An 18,299-nucleotide genomic window follows, 5' to 3' on the forward strand; every position below is an offset into this window, starting at 1 on the left:
TGCTTCCTCTGCTATTATATTAGAAGGTTTAAATTTCGAAAAGGATGAGTGAACATATTTGATGGAAGAAAAAGAAAAAGTCATATTAGTGGGCTGTCAATTGCCGCAAGATGATGATGAAAAGTTTATGCATTCCATGAAAGAGCTTGCATCGCTAGCGAAGACTGCACGAGCAGAATTGTTAGTGTCTACAACGCAAAAACGACCGAAGTTTCATCCGGCGACTTATATCGGTAAAGGTAAATTAGAAGAGCTTACCATGTTAACTGAAGAATTAGAACCGGATGTTATCGTATTTAATAACGAATTAACACCGAGTCAAATTCGGAATTTATCCTCAGTATTAGATGCGAGGGTAATTGATCGAACGCAACTCATATTAGATATTTTTGCGCAACGTGCGAAATCGAGAGAAGGGAAGCTTCAAGTAGAATTAGCTCAGTTGCAATATACAATGCCGCGTCTTATGGGACAAGGATTGTCTTTATCACGTCTTGGTGGTGGTATTGGAACGAGAGGGCCGGGTGAAACGAAGCTTGAGACGGACCGTCGTCATATTCGATCACGCATTGATGAAATAAAGAAACAACTTGCGGTTGTTGTGGAACATCGAAAAAGATATCGTGAGAGAAGAAAAGATAATAAAGTATTTCAAGTTTCGTTAATAGGATATACGAATGCGGGAAAATCTACACTGTTTAATAGATTAACGGAAGCCGATACATTTGAAGAAAACTTGTTGTTTGCAACACTAGACCCGACAACAAGGAAGATGCCGCTACCTTCTGGTTATACAGTATTACTAACTGATACAGTTGGTTTTATACAAGATTTACCTACGTCATTAATTGCTGCATTCCGTTCGACGTTAGAAGAAGCTGGTGAAGCGGATGTTATTTTACATGTTGTGGATTCTGCAGATCCTAATTATGTAGGGCATGAGAAAACAGTAAAACAATTATTGTCAGAACTCGAAATTAATCATATTCCTATTATTACGTTATATAATAAAAAAGATGAATTACATCAAAACTTTATTCCGTTTCCGAAAAATGACTTCTTAATGACTAGTGCTTTTGAAGAAAAGGATCTATTACATATAAAAGAAGCGATAGAAACGAAAATGAAGGAAGAAATGAATCGTTATCAAGTGGAGATTCCTCCGAGTGAAGGTAAGTTGTTAACGTTACTAAAGACGGAGACGCTATTAACGAAGATGGAGTTTTTGGAAGATAAATTTGTGTATGATTGCGCAGGATATATTTTTGCTCATTCATCACTTAATGTGCAATTAAAGAGATTTTTAGTGGAAGAAGGAGAAAATAAAAATGTTTGATCGTTTGAAAAATGGAAAAAAGATTGCTCCGATTGTAAAAGAAGTAGAGAGCCAAATTACAGAAGTACATAAACGTGCGGATGAAGTAATTGAAAGTAATCAGTTTCGTGTATTAGAAAGTTTTCGTAAACATAAAATTAGTGATTCACATTTTATTCCGACGACAGGTTACGGTTATGACGATATTGGTCGTGATACGCTAGAAAAAGTGTATGCAGATGTATTTGGAGCGGAAGCTGGCCTAGTTCGTCCGCAAATCATTTCAGGTACTCACGCTATTTCTACAGCGTTATTTGGTATTTTACGTCCAGGAGATGAGTTATTGTACATCACTGGCAAGCCGTATGATACGTTAGAAGAAATCGTTGGTGTACGCGGAAAAGGTGTAGGTTCATTTAAAGAATATAATATTGGTTATAATGCAGTTCCGCTTACTGAAGAGGGGCTTGTTGATTTAGGGGCTGTTGCGGCTGCCATTCATAGTAATACGAAAATGATCGGTATTCAGCGCTCAAAAGGTTATGCTACTCGTCCGTCTTTTACTATTTCTCAAATTAAAGAAATGATAGCGTTTGTTAAAGAAATTAAACCGGATGTTGTCGTGTTTGTAGATAACTGTTATGGGGAGTTTATTGAAGAACAAGAGCCATGCCATGTTGGTGCAGATTTAATGGCGGGTTCGCTTATTAAAAACCCAGGCGGGGGAATTGTTAAAACTGGTGGTTATATTGTTGGTAAAGAACAGTATGTTGAAGCGTGTGCCTATCGTTTAACATCTCCAGGAATCGGTGCGGAAGCAGGAGCATCTTTATATAGTCTGCAAGAAATGTATCAAGGTTTCTTCTTAGCGCCGCACGTAGCGGGACAAGCGCTAAAAGGTGCGATTTTTACAGCTGCATTTTTAGAGAAGTTAGGAATGAATACATCACCAGCATGGAATGCACCAAGAACAGATTTAATTCAGTCTGTTCAATTTGATGATAAAGATCGTATGATAGCGTTCTGCCAAGCGATTCAATATGCATCTCCGATTAATTCCCACTTCACTCCGTATGCGAACTATATGCCAGGTTATGAAGATGATGTCATTATGGCCGCGGGAACGTTTATTCAAGGTGCGAGTATTGAATTATCAGCTGATGGTCCGATTCGTCCGCCTTATGTTGCTTACGTACAAGGTGGATTAACTTATTCGCATGTGAAGATTGCAATTTGTTCTGCAATTGATGCATTAATTGAAAAAGAATTATTAACAATTTCTTAAAGGGAAGCTGTCGATTTCGACAGCTTTTTTCGCGTGAAAGTAAGGATTTATTTCATTAGAAAAAAGAATGAAAAAATTTTTAAAAAAAATCATGTAAGAAAAGCTAACATCTATTGACACTAAACATAACGTGGTATAAAATGAGAAGCAGTTAAGGCGAAGGAGGAACTGAAACAATGAAAGAAGATAGACGTTCTGCCCCGCTGTTTCCTATTGGTATTGTTATGGATTTAACACAATTATCTGCACGTCAAATTCGCTACTATGAAGAGCATAATCTTGTTTCTCCAACCCGTACAAAGGGGAATCGTAGATTATTTTCATTTAACGATGTAGATAAGTTGTTAGAGATTAAAGATTTATTAGATCAAGGCTTGAATATGGCTGGTATTAAACAAGTGTTACTGATGAAAGAAAATCAAACAGAAGCAGTGAAAGTAAAAGAAGAAACGAAAGAAATTTCAAAAACTGAGCTTCGCAAAATACTTCGAGACGAACTACAACATACAGGTAGATTTAATCGAACTTCATTGCGACAAGGTGATATTTCAAGGTTTTTTCACTAAAGAGAACTGATTCTGAAGGTGTTTAGAGGGACTAAGGAGGAATTTATAATGGCTAGGTACACAAAAGAAGATATTTTCCGTTTGGCGAAAGAAGAGAATGTAAAGTATATCCGATTACAATTTACGGACCTTTTAGGAGTAATTAAAAACGTAGAAATTCCAGTGAGCCAATTAACAAAAGCTCTTGATAACAAAATGATGTTTGATGGATCTTCTATTGAAGGTTTCGTACGTATTGAAGAATCTGATATGTACTTATATCCAGATTTAGATACTTGGGTAATTTTCCCTTGGACAGCTGAAAAAGGTAAAGTAGCTCGATTAATCTGTGATATTTACAATGCAGATGGCACTCCATTTGAAGGAGATCCACGTAACAATTTAAAACGTGTATTAAAAGAAATGGAAGCTTTAGGATTCTCAGATTTCAATCTTGGACCAGAGCCAGAATTCTTCCTATTCAAAGTAGATGAAAAAGGAAATCCGACATTAGAATTAAACGATAACGGTGGATACTTCGACCTTGCGCCGATGGATCTAGGGGAAAACTGTCGTCGTGATATCGTTCTTGAACTTGAAGAAATGGGCTTTGAAATTGAAGCGTCTCACCATGAGGTTGCTCCAGGGCAACACGAAATTGACTTCAAATATGCAAACGCAATTCGCTCATGTGATGACATTCAAACATTCAAACTTGTTGTAAAAACAATTGCTCGTAAACACGGTTTACACGCAACATTTATGCCAAAACCATTATACGGTGTGAACGGTTCAGGTATGCACTGTAACTTATCACTATTCAAAAATGGTGAGAACGTATTCTTCGATCAAAACGGTGACTTACAATTAAGTGATGATGCTCGTCACTTCATCGCAGGTATTTTAAAACACGCACCAGCATTTACAGCGGTAGCAAACCCAACTGTAAACTCTTACAAGCGTTTAGTACCTGGATACGAAGCTCCTTGTTACGTAGCATGGTCTGCACAAAACCGTAGCCCATTAGTACGTATCCCTGCATCTCGTGGTATTAGTACACGCGTAGAAGTACGTAGTGTTGACCCAGCTGCAAACCCATATTTAGTAATGGCTACATTATTAGCTGCAGGTCTTGATGGAATTAAAAACAAATTAACTCCACCAGCTGCAGTAGACCGTAACATCTACGTAATGACAAAAGAAGAGCGCGAAGAAGCAGGTATCGTTGACTTACCAGCAACATTAGCGCAAGCTTTAGTTACATTACAATCTAACGAAGTAATTAGTAACGCATTAGGAGATCACTTACTTGAGCACTTCATTGAAGCGAAGGAAATTGAGTGGGATATCTTCCGTACGCAAGTTCACCAATGGGAACGCGATCAATATATGTCTCTGTACTAAGAGGTGAGGAAGCCCTGATACTACGGTATCAGGGCTTTTTTATTTATTGGCAATATAGGTATTAGTTGAAATGAATTGAATAGATGTCTGAAAAAATTATGACGGTATTTAAATTTCTATTCCATATCTTTAATGTAACGTGGTGAAATTCGAATTGTTTTGTGTTCCAAAAGGGTGGATAAGTAAAAGTAACATGCGTAATATCTATGGGTATAAAAAATTGTATGATATGTTGTGTTCGGTATTGGATATATTTCATACTAAAGTTCGAGTGTTTAAAAATACAGTACCTTGCAATAAACAATACTAAGTGGTATATTATGGATAAGGAAGGTACCGTGTATTGAACAGTACTGAAATGAGAAAGGGGGATTGTCCTTGAACGTTCAGTTTAAAAAAGGTGTGTTAGAACTATGTGTACTGGCACTTGTGAAACGTAAGGATTGTTACGGCTATGAACTTGTTCAGCAAATCTCAAATAAATTTTTAATATCGGAAGGATCGGTATATCCTTTATTACGTCGTTTAACGAAAGAAGGATATTTTCAAACGTATTTAAAAGAATCTACGGAGGGACCGCCTCGTAAATATTATCAACTAACTGAGCAAGGGGAAGCGCAACTGAATTTGTTAGTAACAGAGTGGCGTGATTTTGCGAAAGGCGTACAAGAAATTATTGAAGGGGTGCAATGGGATGAGTAAAGAACAGTTTCTTAAGGAATTATCAAGTCATCTTAGAAAGTTACCAGACGAAGAGAGGAAAGATATTTTATTTGATTATGAAGAGCACTTTCAGTTTGGGATAGAAGAGGGGAAAAATGAATCGGATATAATAAAGGGTCTTGGCTCTCCGAAAGTAATTGCAAAAGAATTACTTGCGATGTATCGCTTCGATGAAATGAAAAAAGACCCATCAACTTCAAATGTGACAAGAGCTGTCATGGCAGCGATTGGACTTAGTTTGTTTAATTTCATTATTGTGTTAGGCCCGTTATTTGCAATTATCGCTTTTATATTTTCTTTTTGGGTCGGTGGGATTGCTAGTGTAGTGACACCATTTTTCGTAATTGGAAAAGTATTTATGGGTACTTTTATATGGTTGGATTTATTCGTTAGTATAACGTTTATTGGAGTAGGTTTGTTGCTATGTATTATTGCTTATTATAGTACGAAGTGGTTTAAAAGGTTATGCGTACGTTATGTAATATGGAACTTCAAAATGATAAAAGGGGAGTAGATGATGAAAAAAATATTGTTAGTAGCGATTGCTTGTATCATTATTGGAGTAATAGGGATTTCACAAACATATGAAAAAGCAGTGCAAACCGCAGAAAAAGGAAACAAAGAAGATATAATTAAAAATGAAACACTAAAAAATATAGAAGTTAAGTTAGATGCCGGGGATATTGCTATCCAAAAATCTCCTGACTCTTCTTTTTATGTAAAGCAATCAGGAGATGCGCGTAAACAAGAGATTCGTATTACTGAAGATGGTGATACATTAAAAATCACTGGGGAAAGAGAAAAAGATGCTTCATTTGATTTTTCTTTTTACGATTTTAGGTTTCAAACGTCTACATTGACTCTCCTTGTGCCTGAACGCTCTTACCAAGATGTAAAAGTAAATTCATCTGCTGGACAAATTGAAATAAGTGATGTGAAAAGTGACCGTGTAAGTGCTAGAACACTTACTGGAGAAGTGGATTTGAAACATGTAACGGCTAAGAATGTGGAGGGATCTACAAAAGCTGGTGAAGTAAACTTTAAAAAAGTAATAGGGAAAGTGACTGCAAAAACGACCAGTGGGGAAATAAATATTCTAGATCATGATTCTAAGTACAATCTAGAAGCAAGTTCAACTGCGGGAGATATAGATATTACTTTATCGGAAAAACCAAAAGATGCGATAATTACTGGGCAAAGTGCTGCTGGAGATGTAACAATTTTTAATGAAGAAAATAACAACGTAACAATTGGAAATGGTAGTAAAAAGATTAGCGGTAAAACAACTGCGGGCGATGTGACGATTGAAACGCGTTCATAAGAAATAGAATGTGTGAAAATCTATCAAAATACAAAAAAAGAAGATAATTACCGTATATAAATAAGGTAATTATCTTCTTTTATATTCTTAATGTAAATCACGATATACGCCAATTACTTTACCGATAACTGACACTTGCTTTAAAATGATAGGTTCTAATGAAGAGTTTTCCGGTTGTAGACGGAAATGGTCTTTTTCTTTATAGAAACGTTTAACAGTTGCTTCATTATCTTCTGTTAAAGCGACTACAATTTCACCATTATATGCAGACTGTTGTTGGCGAACAACAACTAAATCTCCATCGAAAATGCCAGCCTCAATCATACTATCCCCGGAAATACGTAACATAAACACTTGATCTGCTCCTGCGACAATGCTAGCTGGAAGAGGGAAGTGCTCCTCTACGCTTTCGACCGCTGTAATTGGTAAACCGGCAGTAACTTTTCCGACAATTGGAACTTGAATAACAGATTGTGTTTCTGTATCCATTCGGTCTTCACCTAAAATTTCAATTGCACGTGGTTTTGTTGGATCGCGTCGAATGTATCCTTTTTCTTCTAATCTTGATAAATGTCCGTGCACTGTAGAACTAGAAGCGAGGCCGACTGCTTGACCGATTTCACGTACGGAGGGTGGATATCCTTTTTCTTGTACTTTTAGCTTAATAAAGTCGAGAATGTCTTGCTGGCGTTTCGTTAACTTTTCCATGTTTTCTAACACCTCGTTTTCTTTCATTTTTCTTATTAATAAGTATAACATGTGAAAAAACATTCTACAAACATAAGTTCGAACAAAAGGCGAATTTATGTTACACTGAAGGGAAATAATAGTGAGAAAGAGGGGTTCATAATGAATGCAATTATTTATGCACGTGTGAGTACAACGAAAGAAGCGCAAGAAACATCATTATTACGTCAAAAAGATGAATTATTGCATTTAGCAGAGCGCTATCAAATGAATGTTATTAAGGTGATTGAAGAGCAGGCTAGTGGATATACAATTGAACGTGACGGTATATTAGAAGTGCTCGATACAATTCGAGACGAACAAATTGATGTGCTACTTATACAAGATGAAACGCGCCTTGGTAGAGGGAATGCAAAGATTGCGTTAATGCACTGTTTACATAAAGAAGGAATAAAAGTATATACGCATACACATAATGGTGAATTGCAATTGTCGGATTCTGATTCAATGGTATTAGATATTATTGGTATTGTTGAAGAATATCAAAGAAAGATTCATAATTTAAAAATTAAACGAGGTATGCAACGAGCAGTAGAAAAAGGCTATCGTCCAGAAAATAATTTAAAAAATCGTCATTTAAGCGTAGGAAGAGAGAAAAAAGAAGTGCCAATTGAGGAAATCGTACGTTTGCGCAAAAGTGAACTCACGTTTGAAGAAATTGCAGCAACGCTTCGCGGCTTTGGTCATAATGTTTCAAAGGCAACTGTGCATCGTAGATATGTAGAGTATACGAAGCAATTGCTTGATAAAGAAGAGTAACTATTGTATGATAATAATCAGTTTTGATTAGAAGGGGGATTCGAGATGCTTAGTCACGAACTCGTTGAACGCATTAACTTCTTAGCGAAAAAAGCAAAAGCTGAAGGTTTAACTGAAGAAGAACAACGTGAGCGTCAATCGCTACGTGAACAATATTTAAAAGGATTTCGTCAAAATATGTTAAACGAACTAAAAGGAATTAAAGTCGTTAACGAACAAGGTACTGATGTTACACCGGCGAAATTAAAAGCTTTAAAAAAGCAAGATAATGCAAAATTAAACTAAAAGATGGGCGAAGCCCATCTTTTTTATTTATTATAATCGTTAGTTAATAACTTTCCAGTTGTTATTAACCGTTGCTTCTATCTTTTTGTGCTTCAATATATAGTTAGCGATAAGTTCAGACATATCTGTTGGTATGTCTTTTATTACAGGCTTATTTTGGAACATAAAGAAGTTCCCCCCGCCGCTCGCGCGATAATTATTCATAACGACTTCATATTCTTCATTCATATTAAGAGGAGTGCCTTTATACTGTAAAGATTCTACTCTTTCGCCAATTGGTTTGGAAATATTTAATACGTATGAAATCCCTTCCCACATATCGTAATTATAGTGTTGCGGTTTTGGTTCTATGTAGCTAGGGTTTACGATGATGGTTCCATCTTCTTTTAATGTGAAATAAGAAGCAGAGAGTTCAAGAGCATCTTTTATATCTGCTCCAGTTATTCTAATTACTTTTAATGTATTTGGATAAATATAATTGGAAACGATGTCACGCATTGTTACATATTTCGAGAAACCTGGGGATGTATTATGGAATAAGCTTGTACAAGAAATAGAAACATTAGCAATATCCATCTGTATTTTATTTATAAATTCAATAAAAGGATGGTCTTGCAAACGAGTTTGCATAGCATCTGAAATTTGCATGTCCCCATAGATTAGCCCAATAGGTTGATCGAGCCAATTCTGTGTTTTCTCTTCATAATCAGTAACCAAAGAAAGAATATCTTGGTCCGTAGCAATTCCTTGCACGGGCAATAATTGTGAATAGCTCTCTTTTTTTATCCAACTTTGTTCTGTTTTTTCGAATGTTATTGTTACTTTTCCAACAAAGTGTCCATTGCATCCGGTTTGTAATACTGTTACACCGTTTATTACGGTGTGAGCAATTTCCCGGTGTTGGTGGCCTGTTAGCAAAATATCTATGCCTTCAATTTCATGGCACATTGCATAACCTTGGTTTTCTCCTGTTAAAACTTCAGTCGGTACTCCGGTTTGTAAATTCCGTTCAAATCCCCCATGATACGCTACGACTAGTAAATCTGGTTTCTCGTGTTCACGTATGTAAGAAACCCAATTTTGTGTTGTTTCTAATGCATCTTTAAATTGTAAGTCTTTAACGTGATCGGGTTGTTCCCAATTTGGAATATAATGCGTTGTCACCCCTAAAATAGCAATTTTTATATTTGATTCAATATGTTTTATTACATATGGTTTCCCGAAATAAGGTTTTTTACTGTTTTTATCTAAAATATTTGCTGATAAATACGGGAAGTTTGCAGTAGAAATAACATTGTTTAATACGTCCATTCCGTAATTAAATTCATGATTCCCAATCACTGCAGCATCATAACGTAAATAGTTCGCCAATAAAGACATTGGATTTTTCTTATCTTTTTCATAAGTAGCGTAATGATAAGTAAATGGTGTTCCTTGTATGAAGTCACCGTTATCAATTAAAAGAACGTTTCTATTTTTGGAACGTTCTTTTTTTATAAGAGTAGAAATTTTAGCTAAACCAATTTCAGCTTTGGAGTTATCTTGGTAGTGAATTGGATAAACAGTACCATGTATATCACTTGTTAATAAGATGTTTAAAGTCACAATTTGATTTGGATTCAATATTATTCACCTTTTCTATTGTTATCTACTAATTAAGCATATCAAATATATGAAGGGAATTTTAATGTGAGTGTATAGAATGTGTAAAGATTCTGTAAATAATCAAATTTTTGTAAAAATGTGTGATATATTTCTTCATGTTTATGAAAGGTTATTTTATAACAATGAAAAATGGAGGCACTAATATGTTGAAAAAATTTTTTGCAATGAGCACAACAGTTGTACTAGCAGCGGGGTTATTAAGTGGCTGTGGAACGAAGGAATCAAGTGCAAATAAAAATGCAGATACGAAAAAAGGGTATGTACCGAAGACTTTAAATGTTCAATTTGTTCCTTCTCAAAATGCAGATACGTTAGAGGCGAAGGCAAAACCACTTGAGAAGCTATTAAGTGATAAGTTAAATATTCCAGTAAAAGTTAGTATTTCAACGAATTACAATACAATTGTAGAAGCGATGGCATCTAAGCAAGTAGATGTAGGATTTTTACCTCCAACAGCGTATGTGCTAGCACATGAGAAAAAGGCTGCAAACGTAATTTTACAAGCGCAACGTTTTGGCGTAGATGATGAAACGGGAGCTCCTAAAAAGGACTTAGTAGACTTTTATAAATCTGAGTTTGTTGTTAAGGAAGATTCAAATATTAATAGTGTAAAAGATTTAAAAGGTAAAAAAATTGGCTATCAAGATGTAACGTCATCAGCGGGATATGTGTGGCCTGCGGCTGTATTATTAAAAGAGGGCGTTGATCCGTTAAAAGATGTGAAACCTGTTACATTAAAAGGTCACGATCAGTCGCTTATTGCTCTTTTAAATGGTGATGTAGATGCAGCTGTTGTATTCCAAGATGCTCGTAATATTGTAAAAAAAGATTATCCGAATATATTCGATCAAACGAAAATAGTGAAATTTACGGAGAAAATTCCAAACGATACGATTTCGGTACGTTCTGATTTAGATGAAGAGTGGAGCAAGAAATTACAGGATGCTTTCATTGAAATTGGAAAGAATGAGGAAGGGCACAAAATCATTAAAGAAGTATATTCACATGAAGGATATGTTAAATCTGATGATAGTAAATTTGATATCGTTCGTGAATATGGGAAGAAAGTAAAAACGCAATAATACATATGGAAATGGCAGCTAGCTGGAAAGGTATGTTTTCAGTTAGTTTGCCGTTTTGAATTCATAGAAGGTAGGTAAGATGTGTGATAGAGTTTCGAAATGTTTCCAAAGTGTATCCAAATGGTACAAAAGGATTGAATAATATAAACTTGAAAATTCAAAAAGGTGAGTTTGTTGTAATGGTAGGGCTTTCCGGAGCTGGAAAGTCTACACTTCTAAGATCGGTAAATCGTCTTCATGAGATTACAGAAGGAGAAATCATGATTGAAGGTGAATCTATTACGGCTGCGAAAGGAAAAGGATTACGCCGCATGCGCCGGGATATTGGTATGATTTTTCAAAGTTTTAACCTTGTAAAGCGATCAACAGTATTAAAGAACGTATTAGCTGGCCGTGTTGGGTATCATTCGACGTTGCGTACAACGTTAGGTCTATTTCCGAAAGAAGATTTGGAGCTTGCTTTTCAATCGTTAAAAAGAGTAAATATTTTAGAAAAAGCATATGCGCGTGCTGATGAATTATCAGGAGGACAACAGCAACGTGTATCGATTGCTAGAGCGTTGGCGCAAGAAGCAAAAATCATATTGGCAGATGAACCTGTTGCATCGTTAGATCCGCTAACAACAAAGCAAGTATTAGAAGATTTGAAGAAAATTAATGAAGATTTTGGAATTACAACAATTGTAAACTTACATTCTATTGATTTAGCTAGGCAATATGCGACGCGCATTATTGGATTACATGCAGGAGAAATTGTTTTTGATGGCTTAGTAGAAGAGGCAACGGATGAAAAGTTTGCTGAAATTTATGGTGACGTAGTACAGAAAAGTGAATTGTTAGAGGTGGCAGTTAAATGAATGACGTGACGATATACTCGAAATCGATACCGAAGCCACCGAGTAAGTTGAAACATATGTTAACGGCTGTTCTAGTCATTTTACTGTTGTGGGGAAGTAGTGTACAGGTCGATGCATCATTGTCAAAACTAGTAGTTGGTTTTCCTAATATGATGGATTTGTTAAAAGAGATGGTGCCGCCAGATTGGAGTTATTTTCAAGTTATTACAACAGCGATGTTAGATACAATACGTATGGCGATTATTGGGACGACTTTAGGAGCGATTTTAGCTATTCCGCTGGCATTGTGTGCGGCAAGTAATGTATTTACTAGTACATTTTTATACATCCCAGCTCGAATGATATTAAATTTTATCCGAACGATACCAGATTTATTATTAGCGGCAATTTTCGTAGCGATTTTTGGAATCGGGCCACTTCCAGGTATTCTGGCTCTTACTTTTTTCTCAATTGGGCTCGTGGCGAAATTGTTTTATGAGTCAATCGAATCAATTGATCCAGGTCCGTTAGAGGCGATGACAGCAGTAGGAGCAAATAAAGTGCAATGGATTGTTTATGGAGTAATTCCGCAAGTGAAAGCGCATTTTGTCTCTTATGTTCTGTATACATTTGAGGTGAACGTACGTGCAGCAGCTGTTTTAGGTTTAGTAGGAGCAGGTGGTATTGGATTATACTATGATCGTACACTTGGATTTTTACAATATCAGCAAACTGCATCTATTATTATTTATACCCTTGTTGTTGTATTGTTAATTGATTATGTAAGTACATTGTTGCGGGAGAAATTATAATGAGTAAAACGACGATAATCGTACAAAAACCTAAGAAGCCGAGTGTGTATCGCTCGTTTATTTTTATAGCACTTACATTTGTTTACGTATGGGCTTTTTCAGGAGTACCGCTAGAAGGGATCAAGGATACGGCAGGAGAAATTACAAAAGCAATTATGACAGGTGTATTGAATCCAGATTGGGCGTATGTATCTTTGCCAGATGGTGAAGATTTATTACATGGTTTAATTGATACGTTGGCAATTGCGATATTAGGTACATTTATTTCTGCCTTTTTATCTGTTCCATTTGCTTTTTGGGCGGCGACGAATATGAGCAGTGGAAAACTAACTTCAGGAACTGGGAAATTTGTACTTAGTTTTGTTCGTACATTTCCTGAATTAGTTATGGCTCTTTTATTTATAAAGGCTGTTGGACCAGGCTCTTTTGCCGGCGTTCTAGCTTTAGGATTACACTCTATTGGAATGTTAGGGAAATTATATTCAGAAGGAATTGAAAATATAGATAAGGGGCCGACAGAGGCGTTAATAGCTACAGGCGCAAACCGGTTCCAAATACTTTGGTATGCAGTATTGCCACAAGTATTACCAGATTTTCTATCGTATACATTATACAGGTTCGAAATTAATGTACGATCCGCTGCCATTTTAGGTGTTATTGGAGCAGGTGGTATTGGTACGCCCCTAATTTTTGCGCTGAGTTCACGTAATTGGTCTCGCGTGGGAATAATTTTATTGGGCATCATTTTAATGGTCATTATCATTGATTTTATTTCAAGTTCGATTCGGAAACGGATTGTTTAACTGATTTGAAAAGCATCGAATGTAGATATTTTTTGGTATTTTTAACGCATTATCCGAAAGAAATCTCCTTCCTGGGGCGTGTGAAAGACGATAGCCTAGCGGTAGGTGGGAGATGGATTTCGGTTTGGCGTAACCAAACATTTGGTTTTCCCATTTATTTCGCCCCTGCTATAATCAGTCTTATAAGAGGTAAAGTTTGGTATAACAATGAAAGTAGATAATAATCATGTAGTGTTCAGGTCCGTGGAATCACCGTCATAGCTTATGGGAAATGAAGCGAAAAGTGAGGTGAATGGATATGACAAAGCAGAATAAGGCGTACAAGTTTCGTCTGTATCCAACAGAAGAACAAGCACATCTCATACGTAAAACGTTCGGGTGTGTACGCTTTGTATATAATAAAATGCTGGCTGAACGAAAGGAAGTATATGAAAAACACAAAGCGAATAAGGAAGAACTGAAGGAGCAAAAATTTTCTACACCTGCAAAATACAAAGTGGAGTATGAATGGTTGAAAGAAGTTGATTCATTGGCATTGGCCAACGCTCAATTAAACTTGCAAACTGCTTATAAGAATTTTTTTAGTGGTCAAAGTGATTTTCCTACATTCAAAAGTAAAAAGAGTAGAAAATCCTATACAACGAATCGAGTAAACGGAAATATTATGTTATTTCATGGTTATATCAAATTACCAAAATTGAAAATGGTGAAACTGAAGCAACATAGAGAAATCCCGCCAAAACATATCATCAAATCGTGTACGATTTCGATGACACCTACTGGTAAGTATTACGTGTCTATTTTGACCGAATATGAAAAAGAAATCACTCCAAAAGAAGTAGAACGTGTAGTTGGATTAGACTTCGCAATGGTTGAATTGTACGTGAGTAGCGAAGATGAGAAAGCCAATTATCCTCGCTTTTATCGTCAGATGTTAGAGAAATTAGCGAAGGCACAACGAGTATTAGCAAGACGTGTGAAAGGTTCAGAGCGCTGGAATAAACAACGCATTCGTGTAGCGAAATTGCATGAAAAGGTCGCCAATCAACGTAAAAATTTTCTTCATCACAAGTCTAAAGAATTAGCTACGAGTTTTGACGTTGTAGCAATCGAAGACTTACATATGAAAGGAATGTCAAGAGCACTTAGATTTGGTAAGAGTGTAGCGGACAACGGTTGGCGGATGTTCACGGCATTTTTAGCATATAAGCTACAAGAACAAGGAAAACAACTTGTAAAGATAGATAAATGGTTTCCTTCTACAAAGATGTGTAGTCGTTGTGGAAATAAAAAAGAAATGCCATTATGTGAACGCACGTATGCGTGTTCGTGTGGACTCACAATCGGCCGTGATTATAACGCAGCGATCAATATCAAAAAAGAAGCCATACGCTTATTAGCGCTGGCATAAATAGTAACAAAATAACCTTTGGAACAGGGGAGTTAGCTCGGCTGTCATAGGACAAATTCGTTAGCTATCAAAAGTAGCGATGAACCGAGAAGCCCCCCACTCGGGGTAAGCTCGTAAGAGATACTAAGTGGGGGTAGTTCACAACCGGGTTAAAAAGTAAGTATAGAAGAATTTTGTATATCTGTATAAATATACAGATAATTCTCTTTCTTTTTAAAATAAAAATAATGAAAAAGTATGTCATATTGAATGCCCATACATTCCCGGAATCATTGATTTTTTTATAAAAAATCAAAAAAACATCAACATATTTGTCGATACATGTTGTATAATCTTGCGTGGGAAGCTATCATATAAATGTATAAAACGTTTACTAATATAAGCGAAGGGAAGAATAGCATGTCACATTCAATCGAACAACTTTCTATCAACACGATTCGCACATTATCCATCGATGCGATTGAAAAAGCAAACTCTGGTCACCCAGGAATGCCAATGGGTGCAGCACCAATGGCTTATACATTATGGACTCAATTTATGAAACACAATCCAAATAACCCAACGTGGTTTAACCGTGATCGTTTCGTATTATCTGCAGGTCATGGTTCAATGTTATTATACAGCCTACTTCACCTATCTGGTTATGATGTAACAATGGATGACTTAAAGAACTTCCGTCAATGGGGAAGCAAAACTCCAGGGCATCCTGAGTACGGTCATACAGCTGGTGTAGATGCAACTACTGGTCCACTTGGACAAGGTATTGCAACTGCTGTAGGTATGGCAATGGCAGAAAGACATTTAGCTGCTAAATATAACCGTGATGCGTATAATGTAGTAGATCATTATACATACGCTATTTGTGGTGATGGAGATTTAATGGAAGGCGTTTCTGCTGAAGCATCTTCATTAGCTGCTCATTTACAATTAGGTCGTCTTGTTGTGCTTTATGATTCAAACGATATTTCATTAGATGGCGATTTAAATCGTTCATTCTCTGAAAGTGTAGAAGATCGTTACAAAGCATACGGATGGCAAGTAATCCGTGTTGAGGATGGAAACGATATTGAAGCTATCGCGAAAGCAATCGAAGAAGCGAAAGCTGACGAAAAACGCCCAACGCTAATTGAAGTAAGAACGACAATTGGTTTCGGTTCTCCAAACAAATCAGGAAAATCAGCTTCACATGGTTCTCCACTTGGTGTAGAAGAAACAAAGTTAACGAAAGAAGCATACGCTTGGACTGCTGAACAAGACTTCCATGTAGCAGAAGAAGTATATGAAAACTTCCGTAAAACAGTACAAGATGTTGGTGAAACTGCACAAGCTGAGTGGAATACTATGCTAGGTGAATATGCACAAGCATATCCAGAATTAGCAAACGAACTGCAAGCAGCAATGAACGGTCTTCTTCCAGAAGGTTGGGAGCAAAACTTACCAACTTATGAATTAGGATCAAAAGCAGCAACTCGTAATTCTTCAGGTGCTGTAATTAATGCAATTGCAGAGTCTGTACCATCATTCTTCGGTGGATCTGCTGACCTTGCTGGTTCTAACAAAACATACATGAATAACGAAAAAGACTTTACAAGAGATGATTACAGCGGTAAAAACATTTGGTACGGTGTACGTGAGTTCGCAATGGGTGCAGCAATGAACGGTATTGCACTACATGGTGGTTTAAAAACTTACGGTGGTACGTTCTTCGTATTCTCTGACTACTTACGCCCAGCAATTCGTCTTGCAGCATTAATGCAATTGCCGGTAACGTATGTATTCACACACGACAGTATCGCTGTTGGTGAAGATGGTCCAACACATGAACCAATCGAGCAATTAGCAGCGCTACGTGCAATGCCAAATGTATCTGTTATTCGTCCAGCTGACGGTAACGAATCTGTTGCAGCTTGGAGACTAGCTCTAGAATCTACAAACAAACCAACTGCTTTAGTATTAACTCGTCAAGATCTTCCAACATTAGAAGGTGCAAAAGACGATACGTATGAAAAAGTAGCAAAAGGTGCGTATGTAGTTTCTGCAAGCAAGAAAGAAACAGCTGATGTAATCTTACTTGCAACTGGATCTGAAGTAAGTCTAGCTGTTGAAGCTCAAAAAGCATTAGCAGTAGACGGCGTTGATGCATCTGTTGTCAGCATGCCATCTATGGATCGCTTTGAAGCTCAAACAGCTGAGTACAAAGAATCTGTATTACCAAAAGCAGTAACAAAACGTTTCGCAATCGAAATGGGTGCTACATTCGGATGGCACCGTTACGTAGGTCTTGAAGGAGATGTGTTAGGTATCGATACATTCGGTGCTTCTGCTCCTGGTGAGAAGATTATGGAAGAGTATGGATTTACTGTAGAGAACGTTGTTCGTAAAGTAAAAGAAATGCTTTAATGATTTTAGAAAAATCTCTCCGGCATGGAGAGGTTTTTCTATGTAAATGAGTTTTTTCGACAGAAAAAGTTTTTTCTCTCTCCGCAGTCAGACAATCATTGCAAAATTTCTTCTATATAATGAAGAGAAAAGGTTGTCCAGATTGGGAGGCGAAAGATGAAAACGTATGAATTGTATTTAATTCAAGAGGATATTGCGAAAGCTTACTTTGGTCGTGAATATTTGTTTTTTGATTTATTTGCTCGATTTTCAGAATCTGGGTCCCTTTCGGAGAAAAAAGTGTTATATAAACAAATGATGTATATAACGATGCCATTACAAGTAATGAAAATTCATCATAAATTAGAACAAGCTTTGCGCGTTCTTGGTAAATATGATCGAACACATCATACACATACACTTTATACAGGAGCGGAATACGGCGAAATAATGGTGAAACCACACTATATTCGCATGAATACCTCTGGAAATGTTTCTATGGAAACGACTTTTTTTGAGGTGCTACGGAAGTGTGAATTAACATTTTTAGCTATGGATTATGAAAATACAAAGTACGGATGGCTGAATCCTCTAAAACAAGTACGAACATATGTGTAAAAAATGTCGAATTGTATCTTGTCTTATTGAAAAGGTTTTAGTACACTGTAAGGTAGACAACATGAAGGAGGAAAATATATGCCAATTTGGTTAGGTATTCTAGTGGGCGTAGTAGCACTAGTAGCAGGCGTGGCGTTAGGATTTTTCATTGCCCGCAAATACATGATGAATTACTTACAAAAAAATCCACCAATTAACGAACAAATGTTAAAAATGATGATGATGCAAATGGGACAAAAACCTTCCCAAAAGAAAATCAATCAAATGATGAGCGCGATGAACAAGCAACAAATGAAATAAGCGCTAAAA

Annotated in this window: 19 protein-coding genes; 17 read left to right on the top strand and 2 right to left on the bottom strand. The window is 36.6% G+C overall.

Going from position 1 to position 18,299, the window contains the following annotated elements; all coding sequences use genetic code 11:
- Positions 1 to 61: 61 nt before the first annotated feature.
- From hflX to AC0L0O_RS06075, 7 genes are all read left to right on the top strand, one after another.
- The gene (gene hflX / locus AC0L0O_RS06045; protein ID WP_000391400.1) at positions 62 to 1,336 is read left to right on the top strand and encodes a GTPase HflX; all 1,275 of its coding nucleotides are present in this window, start codon (positions 62 to 64) and stop codon (positions 1,334 to 1,336) included.
- Positions 1,329 to 2,600, top strand: a complete 1,272-nt coding sequence (locus AC0L0O_RS06050) for a methionine gamma-lyase family protein (protein WP_000460319.1) — start codon at positions 1,329 to 1,331, stop codon at positions 2,598 to 2,600. Before hflX ends, AC0L0O_RS06050 begins: the two co-directional genes overlap by 8 nt.
- Before the next feature lie 176 nt (positions 2,601 to 2,776).
- Positions 2,777 to 3,166, top strand: coding sequence for a transcriptional repressor GlnR (glnR, locus tag AC0L0O_RS06055; protein WP_000656783.1), 390 nt, complete (start codon positions 2,777 to 2,779; stop codon positions 3,164 to 3,166).
- A 48-nt stretch (positions 3,167 to 3,214) separates the two neighbouring features.
- A complete protein-coding gene (glnA, locus tag AC0L0O_RS06060; protein ID WP_000135328.1) occupies positions 3,215 to 4,549 on the top strand; it encodes a type I glutamate--ammonia ligase in 1,335 nt (444 codons plus the stop codon).
- A 378-nt stretch (positions 4,550 to 4,927) separates the two neighbouring features.
- The gene (locus AC0L0O_RS06065; protein ID WP_001102618.1) at positions 4,928 to 5,251 is read left to right on the top strand and encodes a PadR family transcriptional regulator; all 324 of its coding nucleotides are present in this window, start codon (positions 4,928 to 4,930) and stop codon (positions 5,249 to 5,251) included.
- Positions 5,244 to 5,786, top strand: coding sequence for a DUF1700 domain-containing protein (locus AC0L0O_RS06070; RefSeq protein WP_000032391.1), 543 nt, complete (start codon positions 5,244 to 5,246; stop codon positions 5,784 to 5,786). The genes AC0L0O_RS06065 and AC0L0O_RS06070 overlap by 8 nt, the downstream gene beginning before the upstream one ends.
- On the top strand, positions 5,787 to 6,593 hold the full coding sequence (locus AC0L0O_RS06075; RefSeq protein WP_473785667.1) for a DUF4097 family beta strand repeat-containing protein: 807 nt from the start codon (positions 5,787 to 5,789) through the stop codon (positions 6,591 to 6,593).
- Positions 6,594 to 6,680: 87 nt separating this feature from the next.
- Here the strand turns inward: AC0L0O_RS06075 and lexA are convergent, their stop codons facing one another.
- The gene (gene lexA / locus AC0L0O_RS06080; protein WP_000413738.1) at positions 6,681 to 7,301 is read right to left on the bottom strand and encodes a transcriptional repressor LexA; all 621 of its coding nucleotides are present in this window, start codon (positions 7,299 to 7,301) and stop codon (positions 6,681 to 6,683) included.
- A 141-nt stretch (positions 7,302 to 7,442) separates the two neighbouring features.
- Here lexA and AC0L0O_RS06085 point away from each other — a divergent pair, with 141 nt between their 5' ends.
- Both AC0L0O_RS06085 and AC0L0O_RS06090 read left to right on the top strand, forming a co-directional pair.
- On the top strand, positions 7,443 to 8,099 hold the full coding sequence (locus AC0L0O_RS06085; protein ID WP_000991464.1) for a YneB family resolvase-like protein: 657 nt from the start codon (positions 7,443 to 7,445) through the stop codon (positions 8,097 to 8,099).
- Positions 8,100 to 8,144: 45 nt separating this feature from the next.
- The gene (locus AC0L0O_RS06090; protein ID WP_000948565.1) at positions 8,145 to 8,384 is read left to right on the top strand and encodes a DUF896 domain-containing protein; all 240 of its coding nucleotides are present in this window, start codon (positions 8,145 to 8,147) and stop codon (positions 8,382 to 8,384) included.
- 39 nt (positions 8,385 to 8,423) lie between these two features.
- Here the strand turns inward: AC0L0O_RS06090 and AC0L0O_RS06095 are convergent, their stop codons facing one another.
- Complete coding sequence (locus AC0L0O_RS06095) at positions 8,424 to 10,007, bottom strand: bifunctional metallophosphatase/5'-nucleotidase (RefSeq protein ID WP_473785668.1); 1,584 nt, start codon at positions 10,005 to 10,007, stop codon at positions 8,424 to 8,426.
- Positions 10,008 to 10,192: 185 nt separating this feature from the next.
- Between AC0L0O_RS06095 and AC0L0O_RS06100 the strand changes: the two genes are divergently transcribed.
- From AC0L0O_RS06100 to AC0L0O_RS06135, 8 genes are all read left to right on the top strand, one after another.
- The gene (locus tag AC0L0O_RS06100; protein ID WP_473785669.1) at positions 10,193 to 11,131 is read left to right on the top strand and encodes a phosphate/phosphite/phosphonate ABC transporter substrate-binding protein; all 939 of its coding nucleotides are present in this window, start codon (positions 10,193 to 10,195) and stop codon (positions 11,129 to 11,131) included.
- Between the two features lie 83 nt (positions 11,132 to 11,214).
- Positions 11,215 to 11,988 (top strand): phosphonate ABC transporter ATP-binding protein, encoded by a 774-nt coding sequence (gene phnC / locus AC0L0O_RS06105; protein WP_000569256.1) that lies wholly within the window; start codon positions 11,215 to 11,217, stop codon positions 11,986 to 11,988.
- Complete coding sequence (gene phnE, locus AC0L0O_RS06110; RefSeq protein WP_001000752.1) at positions 11,985 to 12,779, top strand: phosphonate ABC transporter, permease protein PhnE; 795 nt, start codon at positions 11,985 to 11,987, stop codon at positions 12,777 to 12,779. The genes phnC and phnE (AC0L0O_RS06110) overlap by 4 nt, the downstream gene beginning before the upstream one ends.
- On the top strand, positions 12,779 to 13,582 hold the full coding sequence (gene phnE, locus AC0L0O_RS06115; RefSeq protein ID WP_000047908.1) for a phosphonate ABC transporter, permease protein PhnE: 804 nt from the start codon (positions 12,779 to 12,781) through the stop codon (positions 13,580 to 13,582). The genes phnE (AC0L0O_RS06110) and phnE (AC0L0O_RS06115) overlap by 1 nt, the downstream gene beginning before the upstream one ends.
- Positions 13,583 to 13,880: 298 nt before the next feature.
- Positions 13,881 to 14,993 carry an RNA-guided endonuclease TnpB family protein gene (locus AC0L0O_RS06120; protein WP_000166240.1) on the top strand — a complete coding sequence of 371 codons (1,113 nt, stop codon included), beginning with the start codon at positions 13,881 to 13,883 and terminating at the stop codon, positions 14,991 to 14,993.
- Positions 14,994 to 15,392: 399 nt separating this feature from the next.
- The gene (gene tkt / locus AC0L0O_RS06125) at positions 15,393 to 17,393 is read left to right on the top strand and encodes a transketolase (protein ID WP_000019778.1); all 2,001 of its coding nucleotides are present in this window, start codon (positions 15,393 to 15,395) and stop codon (positions 17,391 to 17,393) included.
- 156 nt (positions 17,394 to 17,549) lie between these two features.
- Positions 17,550 to 17,990, top strand: a complete 441-nt coding sequence (sirA, locus tag AC0L0O_RS06130; protein ID WP_000860645.1) for a sporulation inhibitor of replication protein SirA — start codon at positions 17,550 to 17,552, stop codon at positions 17,988 to 17,990.
- A 78-nt stretch (positions 17,991 to 18,068) separates the two neighbouring features.
- Positions 18,069 to 18,290, top strand: a complete 222-nt coding sequence (locus tag AC0L0O_RS06135) for a YneF family protein (RefSeq protein ID WP_001123317.1) — start codon at positions 18,069 to 18,071, stop codon at positions 18,288 to 18,290.
- Positions 18,291 to 18,299 lie beyond the last annotated feature (9 nt).

The organism is Bacillus sp. GS3m_15504 (assembly GCF_055825275.1).